The organism is Erwinia phyllosphaerae (assembly GCF_019132875.1).
Classification (GTDB): domain Bacteria; phylum Pseudomonadota; class Gammaproteobacteria; order Enterobacterales; family Enterobacteriaceae; genus Erwinia; species Erwinia phyllosphaerae.
The window spans coordinates 71,132-86,141 of record NZ_JAHSPF010000002.1 but is presented as its reverse complement, the minus strand read 5'-3'; the positions used below and the strand labels follow the sequence as shown (position 1 = coordinate 86,141).

General features: G+C 56.2%; 13 protein-coding genes. All 13 read right to left on the bottom strand.

The window, feature by feature from the left end; genetic code table 11:
- Positions 1-21: 21 nt before the first annotated feature.
- Positions 22-1,080, bottom strand: coding sequence for an undecaprenyldiphospho-muramoylpentapeptide beta-N-acetylglucosaminyltransferase (murG, locus tag KUE00_RS03670; protein ID WP_246758172.1), 1,059 nt, complete (start codon positions 1,078-1,080; stop codon positions 22-24).
- The gene (ftsW, locus tag KUE00_RS03665) at positions 1,077-2,291 is read right to left on the bottom strand and encodes a cell division protein FtsW (RefSeq protein WP_246758170.1); all 1,215 of its coding nucleotides are present in this window, start codon (positions 2,289-2,291) and stop codon (positions 1,077-1,079) included. The genes murG and ftsW overlap by 4 nt, the downstream gene beginning before the upstream one ends.
- On the bottom strand, positions 2,291-3,607 hold the full coding sequence (gene murD / locus KUE00_RS03660) for a UDP-N-acetylmuramoyl-L-alanine--D-glutamate ligase (protein ID WP_246758650.1): 1,317 nt from the start codon (positions 3,605-3,607) through the stop codon (positions 2,291-2,293). The genes ftsW and murD overlap by 1 nt, the downstream gene beginning before the upstream one ends.
- A gap of 2 nt (positions 3,608-3,609) precedes the next feature.
- Positions 3,610-4,692: a phospho-N-acetylmuramoyl-pentapeptide-transferase gene (gene mraY, locus KUE00_RS03655; RefSeq protein WP_246758169.1), complete on the bottom strand. Its 1,083-nt coding sequence runs from the start codon at positions 4,690-4,692 to the stop codon at positions 3,610-3,612.
- Positions 4,686-6,047, bottom strand: coding sequence for a UDP-N-acetylmuramoyl-tripeptide--D-alanyl-D-alanine ligase (gene murF, locus KUE00_RS03650; protein ID WP_246758168.1), 1,362 nt, complete (start codon positions 6,045-6,047; stop codon positions 4,686-4,688). The genes mraY and murF overlap by 7 nt, the downstream gene beginning before the upstream one ends.
- A complete protein-coding gene (gene murE, locus KUE00_RS03645) occupies positions 6,044-7,531 on the bottom strand; it encodes a UDP-N-acetylmuramoyl-L-alanyl-D-glutamate--2,6-diaminopimelate ligase (RefSeq protein WP_246758167.1) in 1,488 nt (495 codons plus the stop codon). Before murE ends, murF begins: the two co-directional genes overlap by 4 nt.
- Positions 7,518-9,281, bottom strand: coding sequence for a peptidoglycan glycosyltransferase FtsI (locus KUE00_RS03640; protein WP_246758166.1), 1,764 nt, complete (start codon positions 9,279-9,281; stop codon positions 7,518-7,520). Before KUE00_RS03640 ends, murE begins: the two co-directional genes overlap by 14 nt.
- 8 nt (positions 9,282-9,289) lie before the next feature.
- The gene (gene ftsL / locus KUE00_RS03635) at positions 9,290-9,610 is read right to left on the bottom strand and encodes a cell division protein FtsL (protein WP_246758165.1); all 321 of its coding nucleotides are present in this window, start codon (positions 9,608-9,610) and stop codon (positions 9,290-9,292) included.
- Entirely contained in the window at positions 9,607-10,548 is a 942-nt protein-coding gene (gene rsmH, locus KUE00_RS03630; RefSeq protein ID WP_246758164.1) for a 16S rRNA (cytosine(1402)-N(4))-methyltransferase RsmH, read from the bottom strand. Before rsmH ends, ftsL begins: the two co-directional genes overlap by 4 nt.
- Positions 10,549-10,550: 2 nt before the next feature.
- Positions 10,551-11,009 (bottom strand): division/cell wall cluster transcriptional repressor MraZ, encoded by a 459-nt coding sequence (gene mraZ, locus KUE00_RS03625; RefSeq protein ID WP_246758163.1) that lies wholly within the window; start codon positions 11,007-11,009, stop codon positions 10,551-10,553.
- Positions 11,010-11,559: 550 nt separating this feature from the next.
- Positions 11,560-12,570: a catabolite repressor/activator gene (gene cra, locus KUE00_RS03620; protein ID WP_246758161.1), complete on the bottom strand. Its 1,011-nt coding sequence runs from the start codon at positions 12,568-12,570 to the stop codon at positions 11,560-11,562.
- A 197-nt stretch (positions 12,571-12,767) separates the two neighbouring features.
- Positions 12,768-13,259 (bottom strand): acetolactate synthase small subunit, encoded by a 492-nt coding sequence (gene ilvN / locus KUE00_RS03615; RefSeq protein ID WP_246758159.1) that lies wholly within the window; start codon positions 13,257-13,259, stop codon positions 12,768-12,770.
- Between the two features lie 2 nt (positions 13,260-13,261).
- A complete protein-coding gene (gene ilvI / locus KUE00_RS03610) occupies positions 13,262-14,983 on the bottom strand; it encodes an acetolactate synthase 3 large subunit (protein WP_246758157.1) in 1,722 nt (573 codons plus the stop codon).
- Positions 14,984-15,010: the final 27 nt, after the last annotated feature.

Here is a 15,010-nt window from a genome sequence, read left to right as displayed (position 1 = left end):
TGTCGAGACGAATGCTCATATTTATAACGCCGCTTTGCTGACTTCAGCCGCAACCCGTTCGGTTGCATCCGGGATTGCCACGGCCCTGGCTTTCGCCGCCATCGCTAAAAGCGTTTGCCTGTCCCATGCGGCCAGCGTCTGCGCTACTGCCTGTGCAGTGAACTGCGGCTGCTCGTAAATTTTTGCCGCGCCCGCTTTTTCCAGCGGCAGCGCGTTCCAGTATTGCTGACGATCTTTATGCTGAAACGGCACAAAAATGGCCGGTAAACCTGCGGCCGCCACTTCGCTTACCGTCAGCGCGCCAGAGCGGCAGACAACCACGTCTGCCCAGGCGTAGGCCGCCGCCATATCGTCAATAAATTCGGTTACTTTATGCTGCGTCTGGCCAACCTGCCGATAGGCTTCGTTAACCTCAGCCAGCGCGCCTTTGCCCGTCTGGTGCCATAGGGTGATGCTGTCGCCAAGCGTTGCCGCTACCTGCGGCAGAGTCTGGTTCAGTACGCGAGCGCCCTGGCTACCGCCAATGACCAGTACGCGAACCGGGCCGCTCCGGTTGGCCATACGCTCGGCAGGCAGTGGCAGAGCCAGCACGTCAGTACGCACAGGGTTACCCACGACATCCGCAGTGGGAAAGGCGCCGGGAAAGGCCTGCATGACCTTTTTGGCAATTTTCGCCAGCCATTTGTTGGTCAGGCCGGCAATGCCGTTCTGTTCATGCAGCACCACCGGAATGCCGCAGCTCCACGCAGCCAGACCGCCAGGCCCGGAAACGTAGCCTCCCATGCCCAGCACCACGTCGGGCCGATACGCCTTCATAATGGCTCTGGCCTGACGCACGGCGTTGAAAATGCGTAGCGGCGCGGCGAGCTGCGCTTTCAGCCCTTTACCGCGCAGGCCGCTAATGCGAATAAAATCGATGTCGATACCGTGTTTTGGCACCAGATCGGCTTCCATACGGTCAGCCGTGCCGAGCCAGCGCACCTGCCAGCCCTGCGCCATCAGATGGTGTGCGACCGCCAGTCCCGGGAACACATGTCCGCCGGTGCCGCCTGCCATCACCATCAGCCGCTTCCCTTTCATCGACTACCTCGCGTAAACGCCTGGGCTTTTGCCAGACGCGTTTCATAATCTATACGTAATAAAAATACGATGGCGGTGGACATAATAATCAGGCTGGAGCCGCCGTAACTGATTAGCGGCAGCGTCAGCCCTTTGGTCGGCAGCATACCTGCTGCTGCGCCAACGTTAACCAACGCCTGGAAGCTAAACCAGACGCCAATTGAACAGCCGAGAAAGCCAGCGAAACGCTGGTCAAGCTCCAGCGCGCGGCGCCCGATGGACATCGCGCGAAAAGCGACGAAGAATACCATTAACAGCGCTAAAACCACACCGATATAACCCAGCTCTTCACCGATTATCGAGAAGATAAAGTCCGTGTGCGCCTCGGGTAAATACTCCAGTTTTTGCACCGAGTTCCCCAGGCCCTGCCCCCAGAATTCGCCGCGGCCAAACGCCATCAGCGACTGCGTCAGCTGGTAGCCGCTGCCGAAAGGATCTTCCCACGGGTTCCAGAAGGAAGTTACGCGGCGCATACGGTAAGGTTCGGCAATGATCAGCAGGCAAACGGCAAAGATACCGGAGCCGATAATCGCCAGAAACTGCCAGAGTTTCGCGCCAGCCAGAAACAGCATCGCCAGCGTGGTGACGAACAGCACCACCACGGTTCCCAGGTCAGGCTGGGCCAGCAGCAATACTGCCAGCACTACCATCACGCCCATTGGCTTACAGAAGCCCCAGAAGTTGTTACGCACCTCATCAACTTTGCGCACCAGATAGCTGGCGAGATAGCAAAACAGCGAGAGCTTGGAAAGCTCCGCAGGCTGAATACGCAGCGGGCCAAGCGCAATCCAGCGCGATGCCCCGTTAACCGAGCTGCCGACGACCAGAACGATCAGCAGCATCACTACCGTTATCAGCAGCATGACGTTGCTATAACGCTGCCAGAAAGCCATCGGCACGCGCAGCGTCACCAGCCCAATACCAAACGCCAGCACGATATAAAACGCATCGCGCTTGGCAAAATAGAAAGGATCGTCCGACAGGCGCTGGCCAACCGGCATCGAAGCCGAAGTCACCATCACAAAGCCGATAATCGCCAGCCCTATCGTTAGCCAGAGCAGCGTGCGGTCATAAAGCACCATGGTGCTGGCGTCGCTTTCGCGCGAGCCCATCACCCACTCCTTCAGGCGCTCTGATAACCAGTTGGCAATGCCTAAACCAGGTACACGCATCAGCCAAGCTCCTTTGCCAGTTGGGTGAAGATATCGCCGCGCTGCTCGAAGTTTTTAAACTGGTCAAGACTGGCGCAGGCTGGCGACAGCAGAACCATATCGCCCGGCTGCACTTTTGCAGCTATCTGCTGCATAGCTTCCTGCATCGTGGTGGTTTGTACCGCCGTTTCCGGGCGCAGTGCGGCAAGCTCTGCGGCATCACGTCCAAAACAGTAAATCCGCACGTTATCTTTTTGTAGATAAGGAGCCAGCGGGCTGAAATCGGCTGATTTGCCGTCGCCGCCCAGCAGGAGCCAGAGCGTGCCCTTAACCTGCAGGCCGTTTAACGCCGCTTCGGTGCTGCCAACGTTGGTCGCTTTTGAATCATTTATCCAGCGCACGCCGTTATGGTCATACGCCAGCTGAAAACGGTGCGCCAGCCCGTTAAACGTGGTTAACGCTTTCAGGCTGGAAGAGCGCGGCAGTCCGACCGCATCGGCCAGCGCCAGCGCCGCCAGGGCGTTGGTATAGTTGTGCTGACCTGTGAGCGTCATTTCATCTGTATTCAGCACTTTTTCGCCTTTTACGCGCAGCCAGATATTTCCCTGCTGGCGATTGAGATGATAATCGCCCACGTCCACGCCAAAGCTGACGCAGCGTTTGTCCGCACCGCGTACCGGCATGGTCATCGCGTCATCTGCATTAACTACGCAAACGCTCGCCTGCTCGTAAACGCGCAGCTTGGCCGCTCGATACTGCTGCATGCCAAGCGGATAGCGATCCATATGATCTTCCGTCACGTTCAGGATGGTCGCCGCCGCCGCCTTCAGGCTGTGGGTGGTTTCCAGCTGGAAGCTTGACAGTTCCAGCACGTAAAGCTGCGCGGGTTTCTCAAGCAGGGTCAGCGCGGGCAGGCCAATATTACCGCCAACGCCAACCTGCCAGCCTGCGGCCTTCGCCATTTCACCAACTAATGTGGTCACGGTACTTTTACCGTTAGAACCGGTAATAGCTACAATCGGTGCCTGGGCTTCACGGCAGAAAAGCTCGATGTCGCCCACAATTTCTACGCCCGCTTCCGCCGCCGCAATCAAGGACGGGGAACTCAGCGCAAGACCGGGACTGGCCACAATCAGATCGGCATTTTGCAGCCAGCTATCGTTCAGTGAACCCAGCCAGCGCTCAACGCTTTTCGGCAGCTTTTCCAGCCCTGGCGGCACGATTCGGGTATCCATGACGCGCGGCGTAACGCCACGCGCTAAAAAGAAGTCAACGCATGACTGGCCCGTTACGCCCAGACCAATAATGACGACTTTTTTACCCTGGTAATCAGCCATCATCACCGTACCTTCAACGTCGCCAGGCCAATCAGCACCAGCATCAGTGAAATAATCCAGAAACGCACGATAACGCGCGGTTCCGGCCAGCCTTTCAGTTCGTAATGGTGATGGATAGGCGCCATACGGAAAATACGCTGTCCGCGCAGTTTGAACGAGCCAACCTGCAGGATCACCGACAGCGTCTCTACCACGAAGACGCCGCCCATGATCACCAGCAGAAACTCCTGACGCAGCAGCACGGCGATAGTGCCCAGCGCGCCGCCCAGCGCCAGTGAGCCGACATCGCCCATAAAGACCTGGGCCGGATAGGTGTTAAACCATAAAAAGCCCAGCCCGGCGCCGACAATTGCCGTACAGACAATCACCAGTTCGCCCGCATGGCGCAGATAAGGAATATGCAAGTAGTTGGCGAAGTTCATGTTACCGGTTGCCCAGGCAACCAAAGCAAAACCAGCGGCAACAAACACGGTAGGCATAATCGCCAGGCCATCCAGCCCGTCGGTCAGGTTAACCGCATTGCCTGTACCAACGATAACGAAGTAGGCAAGCACGACGTAAAACAGACCAAGCTGCGGCATTACGTCTTTGAAGAACGGCACCACCAGCTGGGTGGCTGGCGTTCCCTTACCCGTCGCATACAGCGTAAACGCCACGCCCAGGGAGATCACCGACATCCAGAAGTATTTCCAGCGTGCAATCAGCCCCTTGGTATCTTTACGTACCACCTTACGGTAGTCATCGATAAAACCGATAATGCCGAAACCGATCAACACCACCAGCACGCACCAGACGTAAGGGTTGGAAGGATAAGCCCACATCAGCACGGAAACGGTGATAGAGAATAAAATCATTACGCCGCCCATCGTGGGCGTGCCGCGCTTGCTGAAATGCGATTCCGGGCCGTCGTTGCGCACGACCTGGCCAAATGACATCTCCTGCAGGCGGGCAATCATGCGCGGGCCCATCCACAGCGAAATAAACAGCGCGGTCAGCAGGCTGACAATGGCGCGAAACGTCAGATAGGAAAAGACGTTAAAGCCAGAATAAAAAGTGACCAGATGTTCGGCCAGCCAGACTAGCATGTTCCTTTCTCCTGTAAGCTCTGTACTACCTGCTCCATGGCGGCACTACGTGAACCTTTAACTAAAATGGTGATGACAGGCTGTTCCGCCAGCAGCGTCCGCAAGCGCGCCGTGACGGCAGTTTTTTCGGTGAAATGCTCACCGGCTCCGCTGGCCTCGCTGATAAGGCGGCTTAGCGTGCCTGCGCTGAGCACTTTATCAATCCCGGCCTGGCGGGCCGCTTCGCCCACTTCACGGTGGCAATGCTCGCTTTCATCACCCAGCTCGGCCATATCGCCAACGACCATCACCCGATAGCCCGGCATCTCTGCCAGAACCTGCACGGCCGCAGTCATTGAACCCACGTTGGCGTTGTAGCTGTCGTCCAGCAGCAGCTTGTTTTCGGCAAGTAATACCGGGAAAAGTCTACCCGGCACCGCCTCAAGCTTGCTCAGGCCTTGCCGAACGGCTTCCAGAGAAGCCCCAACGGAAATTGCCAGCGCGGCAGCGGCCAGCGCATTAGCAATGTTGTGCCGGCCCGGCAGCGGTAATTGCACCGCGATACTGCCCGCTGGCGTTTTCATAACAAACTGCGTGCCTTTACTGGTCACCTGCACGTCGCTGGCGGAAAAATCGTTCTCTGCCTGCGGCTGCGGCGAAAAGCGCCAGACCGTTTTACCGGTCAGCATCGGCTGCCAGTTTGCGATGTCGTTACTGTCGGCATTAAAGATCGCCGTGCCGTTATCCGGCAGTCCCTGAAAGATTTCGCCTTTGGCTTTGGCTACGCCAGCCAGCGAACCGAAGCCTTCAAGATGTGCGGCCGCCAGGTTATTCACCAGTGCCGTTTCGGGACGGGTAAGATGCGTGGTCCAGGCGATTTCGCCCTGATGATTAGCACCCAGTTCAATTACCGCATATTGATGTTTGGCGTTCAGGCGCAGCAGCGTCAGCGGCACGCCGATATCATTATTAAGATTGCCGGCCGTATAGAGGGTTTCACCGCACTCGCGCAAAATGGCGGCGGTCATCTCTTTCACTGAAGTTTTGCCGGAAGAGCCGGTCAGGGCAACCACGCGCGCGGTTGACTGTTGACGCACCCAGGCCGCAAGCTGGCCCAGCGCGATGCGGGTATCGGCAACCACTACCTGCGGGACGGCAACAGGTAAGTGCTTACTGACTAACAGAGCTGCCGAACCGGCCGTTATGGCGTCGCCGACCATGTCGTGGGCATCGAAGCGCTCGCCTTTCAGCGCGATAAACAGCGCACCCGCGCTGACTTTGCGCGTATCCGTGGTGACTTCGCTGAAGGTAAGGTCGCTGCCGAACAGTTCGCCGCCGGTTAGCTCAGCCAGTTTTTGTAGAGAAAGTGCGATCATGCCATCACTCCCAGCAGACGCGCGACGGTATCACGGTCGGAATAGTCCAGCCGACGATTGCCGACAATTTGATAATCTTCATGGCCTTTACCGGCCACCAGTACAATATCTTCTTCTTTGGCCTGCATAACGACGTTAGTGACCGCTTGCGCACGGCCAGCAATCACGTGGGCGCGGCCGGGATCAAGCAAGCCCGTCAGCACATCCGCCACTATCGCCGCAGGATCTTCGCTGCGCGGATTATCGTCCGTAATCACTACCACATCGGCAAACTGTTCGGCTATCGCACCCATCAGGGGACGTTTGCCCTTATCGCGATCGCCGCCGCAGCCAAAGACGCACCATAATTTGCCCTTGCAGTGCAGGCGCGCAGCCTCCAGCGCTTTTTCCAGCGCGTCAGGCGTATGCGCATAGTCAACCACGACGGTTGGTTTGGCCGGGGCGGCAAAAACTTCCATCCTTCCCGTGACCGGCTGTAGCTGACTACCGGTTGCCACCAAATCATGCAGCGGATAACCCAGCGCCAGCAGCGTTGCCAGCGCGATCAGCAGGTTGCTGACGTTGAATGCGCCCATCAGACGGCTTTCCAGCTCGCCGCCGCCCCAGCTCGAATCGAAGCGGATGCTGGCGCCGTTGTCGTGATAGTGCACCTCGGTGGCTTTTAGCCAGCGTCCACGGCAGCCCGGCTGCAGATTGTTTTCCATGGTAACGGCGACCGCATCCGGCAGCTTAGCCAGCCAGCGGCGGCCCGTTTCGTCATCCGCATTGATAATGGCCTGGCCGACCATATGTTCAGAAAAGAGCAGCCATTTGGCGGACTCATAGCGAGTCATATCGCCGTGATAGTCCAGATGGTCACGGCTCAGATTGGTAAAGGCAGCGGCCGCGAAAGGCAGTGCGGCCACGCGATGCTGCACCAGCCCGTGCGAAGAAACTTCCATCGCGGCCAGCGTTGCGCCCTCCTCCACCAGCGAGCTGAGCGTGCGCTGAATATCGACGGCCGAGCCGGTAGTATTCTCGGCAGGGGCAAGCTTGCCGTACAGGCCGTTGCCCACGGTGCCCATGACCGCGCCGGTTTCACCCAGGAGCTGACCCCACTGTGCAAGCAACTGCGTGGTGGTCGTTTTGCCATTGGTGCCGGTAACGCCAATCAGCCGGAGATGTTCGCCCGGCTGCTGGTAAAAACGTCCGGCCAGCGCGGAAAGGCGCTGGCTCAGCTGCGCCAGGTAAATAACCGGCACGTTGTGTACGATAGCGATATCGCCATCTTCCGCCTCGCCTTCCGCTTCAGCGATAACCGCCGAAACGCCCTGGGCGATAGCCTGTGGAATAAAACGACGACCGTCCGCCAGATGACCTTTTACGGCCACAAAGAGATCGCCGGAAGCCGCAAGGCGGCTGTCCAGGCTCATTTCGCGCAGCGGCAGCGAAGGCGCGGCGGGCACCCAAGGCGCCAGTAAATCGCGCAGATTACGATCTGTCACTTGATCCCTCACTTCTGTTGTCTACCATCTCGTTTTTCTCAATGACCGGTAGCGCATCAGGTTCAATATTCATGGTGCGAAGCACACCGCCCATAATGGCGCCGAAAACCGGAGCGGAAACCGCACCGCCATAATATTTACCGGCTTGCGGATCGTTAATCACCACGACCAGCGCAAAACGAGGACGGCTCGCCGGCGCCACGCCAGCGGTATAAGCAATATATTTATTAACGTAACGCCCGTCCGGTCCGACTTTTTTCGCGGTACCGGTTTTAATCGCGATACGGTAGCCTTTGATCGCGGCCTTCACGCCGCCGCCGCCGGGCAGCGCGACGCTTTCCATCATATGCATGACGGTGCGTACCAGATTCTCCGGGAAGACGCGCTGACCGCTCACGGGCGGATCAACTTTGGTGATCGACAGCGGACGATAGACGCCGTAGCTGCCAATCGTGGCGTAGACTCGCGCTAACTGTAACGGGGTTACCATTAGCCCGTAGCCAAAAGAGAAGGTGGCCCTCTCTATGTCAGACCACCGTTGTTTTTGGGGATATAAGCCACTGCTTTCTCCGACCAGTCCCAGATTGGTCGCTTTACCCAGTCCAAAGTGCGAGTAAGTTTCTACTAACGCTGAGGACGGCATCGCTAACGCCAGCCTGGAAACGCCGACGTTACTCGATTTTTGCAAGACCCCGGTCAGGGTCAGTTCGTTGTAGCGTGCCACATCTTTGATTTCATGCCCGTTGATACGATAGGGCACGGTATTCAGCACGCTGTTTTCCCGCACCACGCCGTGCTGTAGCGCGGTCATCACCACCATTGGCTTCACGGTAGAGCCTGGCTCAAAGATGTCGGTGATCGCGCGGTTGCGCATTACGTCTTTGGTGGTGCCGGAAAGATTGTTGGGGTTGTAGGCGGGGCTGTTTGCCATCGCCAGCACTTCGCCGGTATTAACGTCAACCAGCACGGCCGTGCCGGACTCTGCCTTGTTAAAGGCAACGGCATTGTTTAATTCACGGTAAACCAGAGCCTGCAAACGCTCGTCGATGCTCAGCGCGAGGTTGTGAGCAGCGCGGCTGTCTACAGAAGAGACATCTTCAATAACGCGGCCGTGGCGGTCTTTACGTACGGTGCGCTCGCCCGGCTGGCCGGTCAGCCATTTATCAAAGCTTTTTTCAACGCCTTCAATGCCCTGGCCATCAATATTGGTAAAGCCGATTAAATGCGATGTTACCTGACCAGCCGGATAGTAGCGGCGTGATTCCTCACGCAGAAAAATACCGGGTAGCTTGAGCTTTTTAACGTAGTCGCCAATGGCGGGATTTACCTGACGGGCCAGATAGACAAAACGGCCTTTTGGATTGGCGTTGACGCGTGCTGCCAGCTGATCCAGCGGAATAGAGAGCGCATCAGACAGCGCCTGCCAGCGGCCATCCAGCGTGATGCCGCCCTTCTCGTTCAGCTCTTTCGGATCGGCCCAAATCGCATTGACCGGTACGCTGACGGCCAGCGGTCGGCCAGCGCGATCGGTAATCATACCGCGAGAGGTAGGCACGGCCTGCACGCGCAGCGAGCGCATATCGCCTTCGCGCACCAGTTTCCCCGGGTTGATAACCTGCAAATAGGCCATGCGTCCCAGCAGTCCACCGAGCGCCAGTAAAATGCAGCCGCACAGCAACGCAAAACGCCAGCTGACAAAGCTGGCCTGATCTTCCTGACGTTTTGACTTAGTCTTCACTGCGGCTTTCATTTATGCCCTTATGGCTGTACCACAATATTTTCCTGCGCCGGATCGACATGCTGCATCTGCAATTTTTCCGTTGCCGTTCTTTCAACGCGACTGTGATCGCCTAATGCGTTCTCTTCCAGAATCAGGTTACGCCACTCGATATCCAGCGCATCGCGTTCCAGCACCAGCTGCTCGCGCTGGGCGGTAAGCAGGCGGGTTTTATGCGCCGTGGTCACCACCAGTACCGCAGAAACCAGCACGGCGACGGCCAGGATCACCGGAAGCTTGCCGTGACGTAAGAGATCGCCTGCAATAACGCCGGGTAAACTGTGTCGCTCGTTGCCAATCATGAGGCGGTCCTCTCAGCAATACGTAATACGGAGCTGCGCGCGCGTGGATTTTCGGCCACTTCTGCGTCGCCCGGCATCATTTTGCCCAGCGCTTTTAGCTGCCGCCCGCCCAGCTTGCTTAACTGGGCTTCCGTCATCGGAATCCCCGCCGGAACCTGCGGGCCACGGCTTTGCTCACGCATAAAGCGTTTAACAATGCGGTCTTCCAGTGAATGGAAACTGATTACCGACAGGCGACCTTGCGGTGCCAGAGCGGAAAGTGCGCCTTTAAGCGCCTGCTCTATCTCTTCCAGCTCGCTGTTTACCCAAATACGAATAGCCTGGAAGCTACGCGTGGCCGGATGCTTAAATTTGTCCTTAACCGGCGTAGCGTGATAGATAACCTCAGCCAGCTCTTTGGTACGCGTCATCGGCTGTTCGCGGTTGCGCTCAACGATTGCGCGGGCGATTCGCTTAGCAAAGCGCTCTTCGCCAAAGGTTTTCAGCACAAAAGCGATGTCGCTCTCTTCCGCCTGCATCAGCCACTGTGCGGCCGACAGACCTTTGGTCGGATCCATGCGCATATCAAGCGGCCCATCGCGCATAAAAGAGAAGCCGCGTTCGGCATCGTCCAGCTGTGGTGAAGAGACGCCAAGATCCAGCAAAATGCCATCAACACGCCCGGTCAGTCCGCGCGCTTCGGCATAGTCAGCCAGCGCGGAAAAAGGACCGTGAATAATGGTAAAGCGCGGATCGGTAATCTCGGCCGCGGCGGCAATAGCCTGTGGGTCGCGGTCAATGGCGAAAAGGTGCCCCTGTTCTCCCAGCGCGGAAAGAATCAGTCGGGAATGCCCACCTCTGCCAAAAGTGCCATCGATATAGATGCCGTCAGGTTTGATGTTGAGGCCGTTAACCGCCTCGTCCAGCAGCACCGTGGTATGTTTGAAATTTTCCTGCATAGTTATAATGACAAGTCCTGCAGGCGCTCAGATAGCGGTTCCTGAGTCGACTGTTCCGCGTCAATATCCTCCCTGACTTGTTGATACCAGGTCTGTTCATCCCACAGCTCAAACTTGTTAAACTGCCCAACCAGCATCACTTCTTTGGTCAGATTCGCATGCTGGCGTAGCGTACTCGCCACCAGCAAACGACCTGCATTATCCATCTGGCACTCGCTGGCATGGCCCAGTAATAAACGCTGAATACGGCGCTCAACGGGGTTCATGCTGGATAAGCTGGCCAGCTTACGTTCAATAATTTCCCATTCGGGCAGGGTATAAAGCAGCAGGCAGGGCTGATGAAGGTCAATGGTGCAAACCATTTGTCCCTGAGACTCTCCGATCAGCATGTCGCGATAGCGTACGGGCACGGCGAGCCGCCCTTTGCTGTCGAGATTGACTAACGTTGCTCCACGGAACATGCCAGCCTCCCTCTCCGGTTGCCCTTAAGTTCCACTTTACACCACAAATTCCCACCCGGAGGAGTTTACGGAGCGGAGGAAATCATTGTCAAGCGACAGCGCGGGCCGCGAGAGAATATTTCTTTTTCGGAACAAGCGTTAACAAGTTAAAAAATAAGGCGCTTAAGAGAGAAATTTAAAATTAACCTGATGAATAATGGCGGGAATTTTTTAGAAATTTTAAATTGTTCAAAAATATAGCGCCGATACTGCCTAAAAAAAGTCAGGCGGGCTTTACCCGCGATGAGGCATTTTAAGGAATTTCTTAATTGGCGAGGGAGAGGCACCGATGCGGACTGGGGTGGCTAATCGTTACCAGCGTTAACATTTTAATAATGAGCGTGTTTCATTACGCGAAGAGGACTGATAGCTGCGTCTTTACTTTTATTTACGTGAAGCGTAACGGTTGAAAAAAAACGGACACTCTTTATCCGTTGTCTTTCCGGTTGAATAAAAAAGCGCGCGCCTGAAAAAAAGCGGTAACCACTGGTGTTACCTCTTTTGGTTTGAATTAATCGACTTTACGGCTTAAACGGCCGCGCCGATAGAGATTACGCCTGATACGGGTAAGGCCAGGCTTGGGTTTGCGAGGTTCATCCAGGCTGGCAAGCACCAGTTCCAGCACCCTTTCCGCAACGTCACGGTGCCGTTGCCCTACCGCTAACACCGGGCAATCCAGGAAATCCAGCAGCTCGTGGTCGCCAAAGGTCGCAATCGCCAGATCGGTTGGCATACGTCCTTCACGTTTCAGCGCCACATCCATTACGCCCTGCAGTAAGCCGAACGAGGTAGTGAACAACGCATCCGGCATGGCGTGCGTCTCCAGCCACTCTTCAAACAGCGCGGCGGCCGCCGTACGTTCAAAGCTGTTGGCATAGATAAAATCGATGTGGCGTTCGTCACCCTGCCAGGCCTGGCGGAAACCCATCTCACGCAGAAAGCTTACCGACAGCTCTGGCAGCGCACCCAGATAAAGAATGGATTCAGCGGGCTGTTTACGCAGCTCGGCGGCCAACATTTCTGAATCGTCCTGATCTGCACCGACTACGCTGGTGAAATGTTCCCGATCCAGCGCGCGATCCAGCGCCACAATCGGTAAAGGATCGTTGACCCAGCGCTGATAAAAAGGGTGCTCGGGCGGTAAAGAGGTAGAAACAATAATGGCATCTACTTTGCGCTGGAGCAGATGTTCCACGCAGCGCATTTCGTTATCCGGCTGGTCTTCTGAACAGGCAATCAGCAGCTGATAGCCGCGCTGGCGAGCCTGTCTTTCCAGATAGTTGGCGATACGCGTATAGCTGGTATTTTCCAGATCGGGGATCACCAGGCCTATCGAACGGGTTCGCCCGGCTCTCAGGCCAGCGGCAACCGCGTTAGGATGGTAATTATGCTCGCGCACAACCGCCATGACCTTTTCTACGGTTTTGTCGCTGACACGATACTGCCGGGCTTTACCGTTGATAACGTAGCTGGCCGTCGTGCGCGATACACCAGCAAGACGCGCAATTTCATCCAGTTTCACAATAACCCCACGCTTAAGGCACCGGGACGGCGCAAAAAATAGCCACGTCGCGGCTAAGGATAAGAGATTCTTTACATCTAACAGCAGATTAATTGGGCTGGCAACCGCTTTTAACGCCAGGCGAGAGCTTTCTGGCAAAATAAAAAACCCGACATTCCGTCGGGTTAGAAACATTTAGCCATAGTCACTCAACGCAATTAACGCATAATACGCTCACCGCGAGCCACGCCGACCACGCCAGAACGGGCGACCTCAACAATTTCCGCTACCTCGCGCACGCTGCTTAAAAAGGCGTCCAGTTTGTCGCTGGTGCCGGCAAGCTGAACCGTATAAAGCGAAGGCGTCACGTCGACGATCTGGCCACGGAAAATTTCAGCGTTGCGCTTCACTTCTTCACGGCCGTAACCGGTCGCCTGAATTTTCACCAGCATGATTTCACGCTCAACAAAAGCGCCCTGCCCCAGTTCGGTAACGCGCAGCACGTCTACCAGCTTGTGCAGCTGCTTTTCAATCTGCTCCAGCACTTTTGCATCGCCCACGGTCTGGATGGTCATCCGGGAAAGCGTAGGGTCGTCAGTTGGCGCTACGGTCAGGCTTTCAATGTTGTAGCCGCGTTGGGAAAATAGTCCGACAACACGCGACAATGCGCCGGATTCGTTTTCCAGCAGTACCGATAAAACACGACGCATAATTAAGTCCTCTCCGTTTTGCTCAACCACATTTCGTCCATCCCGCCGCCGCGAATCTGCATCGGGTATACGTGCTCGCTACCATCAACATTAACATCGACAAAGACCAGACGGCCTTTGCGCAATTCGGTCAGGGCCTCGCTCAGCTTTGCTTCCAGCTCGTGCGGGTGGTCAATACCGATGCCGACATGGCCATACGCTTCGGCCAGTTTGATAAAGTCCGGCAGCGATTCCATATAAGATTGTGAATGACGCCCCGAATAGATCATGTCCTGCCACTGTTTTACCATGCCCAGATAGCGGTTATTCAGGCTTAGTACCAGTACCGGCAAATCGTACTGCAGCGCGGTAGAAAGCTCCTGAATATTCATCTGGATGCTGCCGTCGCCGGTTACGCAAACCACGGTTTCCTCCGGCAGTGCCAGCTTGACGCCCAGCGCGGCTGGCAGGCCAAAGCCCATCGTGCCCAGGCCGCCCGAGTTAATCCAGCGGCGTGGCTTGTCGAACGGATAGTAAAGAGCGGCAAACATCTGATGCTGACCCACGTCGGAGGTGACATAGGCGTCGCCGTTGGTTAAGCGCCAGATGGTCTCAATCACCGACTGCGGCTTAATCTTTTCGCTGCTGCGGTCAAAGTCCAGACACTTACGCGCCCGCCATTGCTCAATACTCTGCCACCAGTCGCGCAGGCTATCGAAATCCTGTTCGCTGCTCGATTTTGTCATCTCCAGCATCTGCTGCAGGACATCGCGCGCGTCGCCGACGATCGGTACATCTGCCGGCACTGTCTTGGAGATAGAAGCAGGATCGATATCAATATGTAATACGGTGGCGTTCGGACAGTACTTCATCAAATTATTGGTAGTACGATCGTCGAAACGCACGCCAACGGCAAAGATAACGTCGGCGTTGTGCATTACCATATTGGCTTCATAAGTCCCGTGCATGCCTAACATGCCAAGGCTTTGACGGTGCGTGCCGGGAAAAGCCCCCAGCCCCATCAGTGAACAGGTAACTGGCAGATTTAGCTTTTCGGCTATTTCCCGCAATTCATCGGCACAGGCCGCGTTAATCACGCCGCCCCCGGCATAAAGCACGGGTTTTTTCGCCGCTAGCAGAGTTTGCAGCGCGCGTTTGATCTGGCCTTTATGCCCTTGCGTCGTCGGATTGTAAGAGCGCATGCTGACCGATTCCGGCCACTGGTACGGCAGTTTATTGGCCGGATTCATCATGTCTTTTGGCAGATCGATAACTACCGGGCCAGGACGACCGCTGGCTGCCAGCCAGAACGCTTTTTTTACTACTCCAGGAATATCTTCGACCTGCCTGACCATAAAGCTGTGTTTAACGATAGGCCGGGAGATACCGACCATATCGCATTCCTGAAAAGCATCGTAGCCAATCAGGGAAGAAGGAACCTGACCGGACAGGACGACCATAGGAATGGAATCCATATAGGCAGTAGCGATACCGGTAATAGCATTGGTAGCGCCAGGCCCGGAGGTCACCAGCACTACGCCCGTTTCACCCGTTGCGCGGGCATAGCCATCGGCCATGTGTACAGCGCCCTGCTCATGCCGCACCAGAATATGGTCGATACCGCCCACCGTCTGTAACGCGTCATAAATATCCAGTACAGCTCCACCGGGGTAGCCAAAAACATGTTTTACGCCCTGATCGATTAACGATCGGACTACCATTTCGGCTCCTGACAACATCTCCATTTTTGCCTCCAGGCTTTAAGGTGCTGA

What these genes read in the sequence shown, in the direction of transcription:
- mraZ (WP_246758163.1), bottom strand. Translation starts at nt 11,009, where the DNA reads ATGTTCCGTGGAGCAACGTTAGTCAATCTCGACAGCAAAGGGCGGCTC.
- ilvN (WP_246758159.1), bottom strand. Translation starts at nt 13,259, where the DNA reads ATGCGTCGTGTTTTATCGGTACTGCTGGAAAACGAATCCGGCGCATTG.
- murG (WP_246758172.1), bottom strand. Translation starts at nt 1,080, where the DNA reads ATGAAAGGGAAGCGGCTGATGGTGATGGCAGGCGGCACCGGCGGACAT.
- KUE00_RS03640 (WP_246758166.1), bottom strand. Translation starts at nt 9,281, where the DNA reads ATGAAAGCCGCAGTGAAGACTAAGTCAAAACGTCAGGAAGATCAGGCC.
- mraY (WP_246758169.1), bottom strand. Translation starts at nt 4,692, where the DNA reads ATGCTAGTCTGGCTGGCCGAACATCTGGTCACTTTTTATTCTGGCTTT.
- ftsW (WP_246758170.1), bottom strand. Translation starts at nt 2,291, where the DNA reads ATGCGTGTACCTGGTTTAGGCATTGCCAACTGGTTATCAGAGCGCCTG.
- ftsL (WP_246758165.1), bottom strand. Translation starts at nt 9,610, where the DNA reads ATGATTGGCAACGAGCGACACAGTTTACCCGGCGTTATTGCAGGCGAT.
- murF (WP_246758168.1), bottom strand. Translation starts at nt 6,047, where the DNA reads ATGATCGCACTTTCTCTACAAAAACTGGCTGAGCTAACCGGCGGCGAA.
- rsmH (WP_246758164.1), bottom strand. Translation starts at nt 10,548, where the DNA reads ATGCAGGAAAATTTCAAACATACCACGGTGCTGCTGGACGAGGCGGTT.
- ilvI (WP_246758157.1), bottom strand. Translation starts at nt 14,983, where the DNA reads ATGGAGATGTTGTCAGGAGCCGAAATGGTAGTCCGATCGTTAATCGAT.
- murD (WP_246758650.1), bottom strand. Translation starts at nt 3,607, where the DNA reads ATGGCTGATTACCAGGGTAAAAAAGTCGTCATTATTGGTCTGGGCGTA.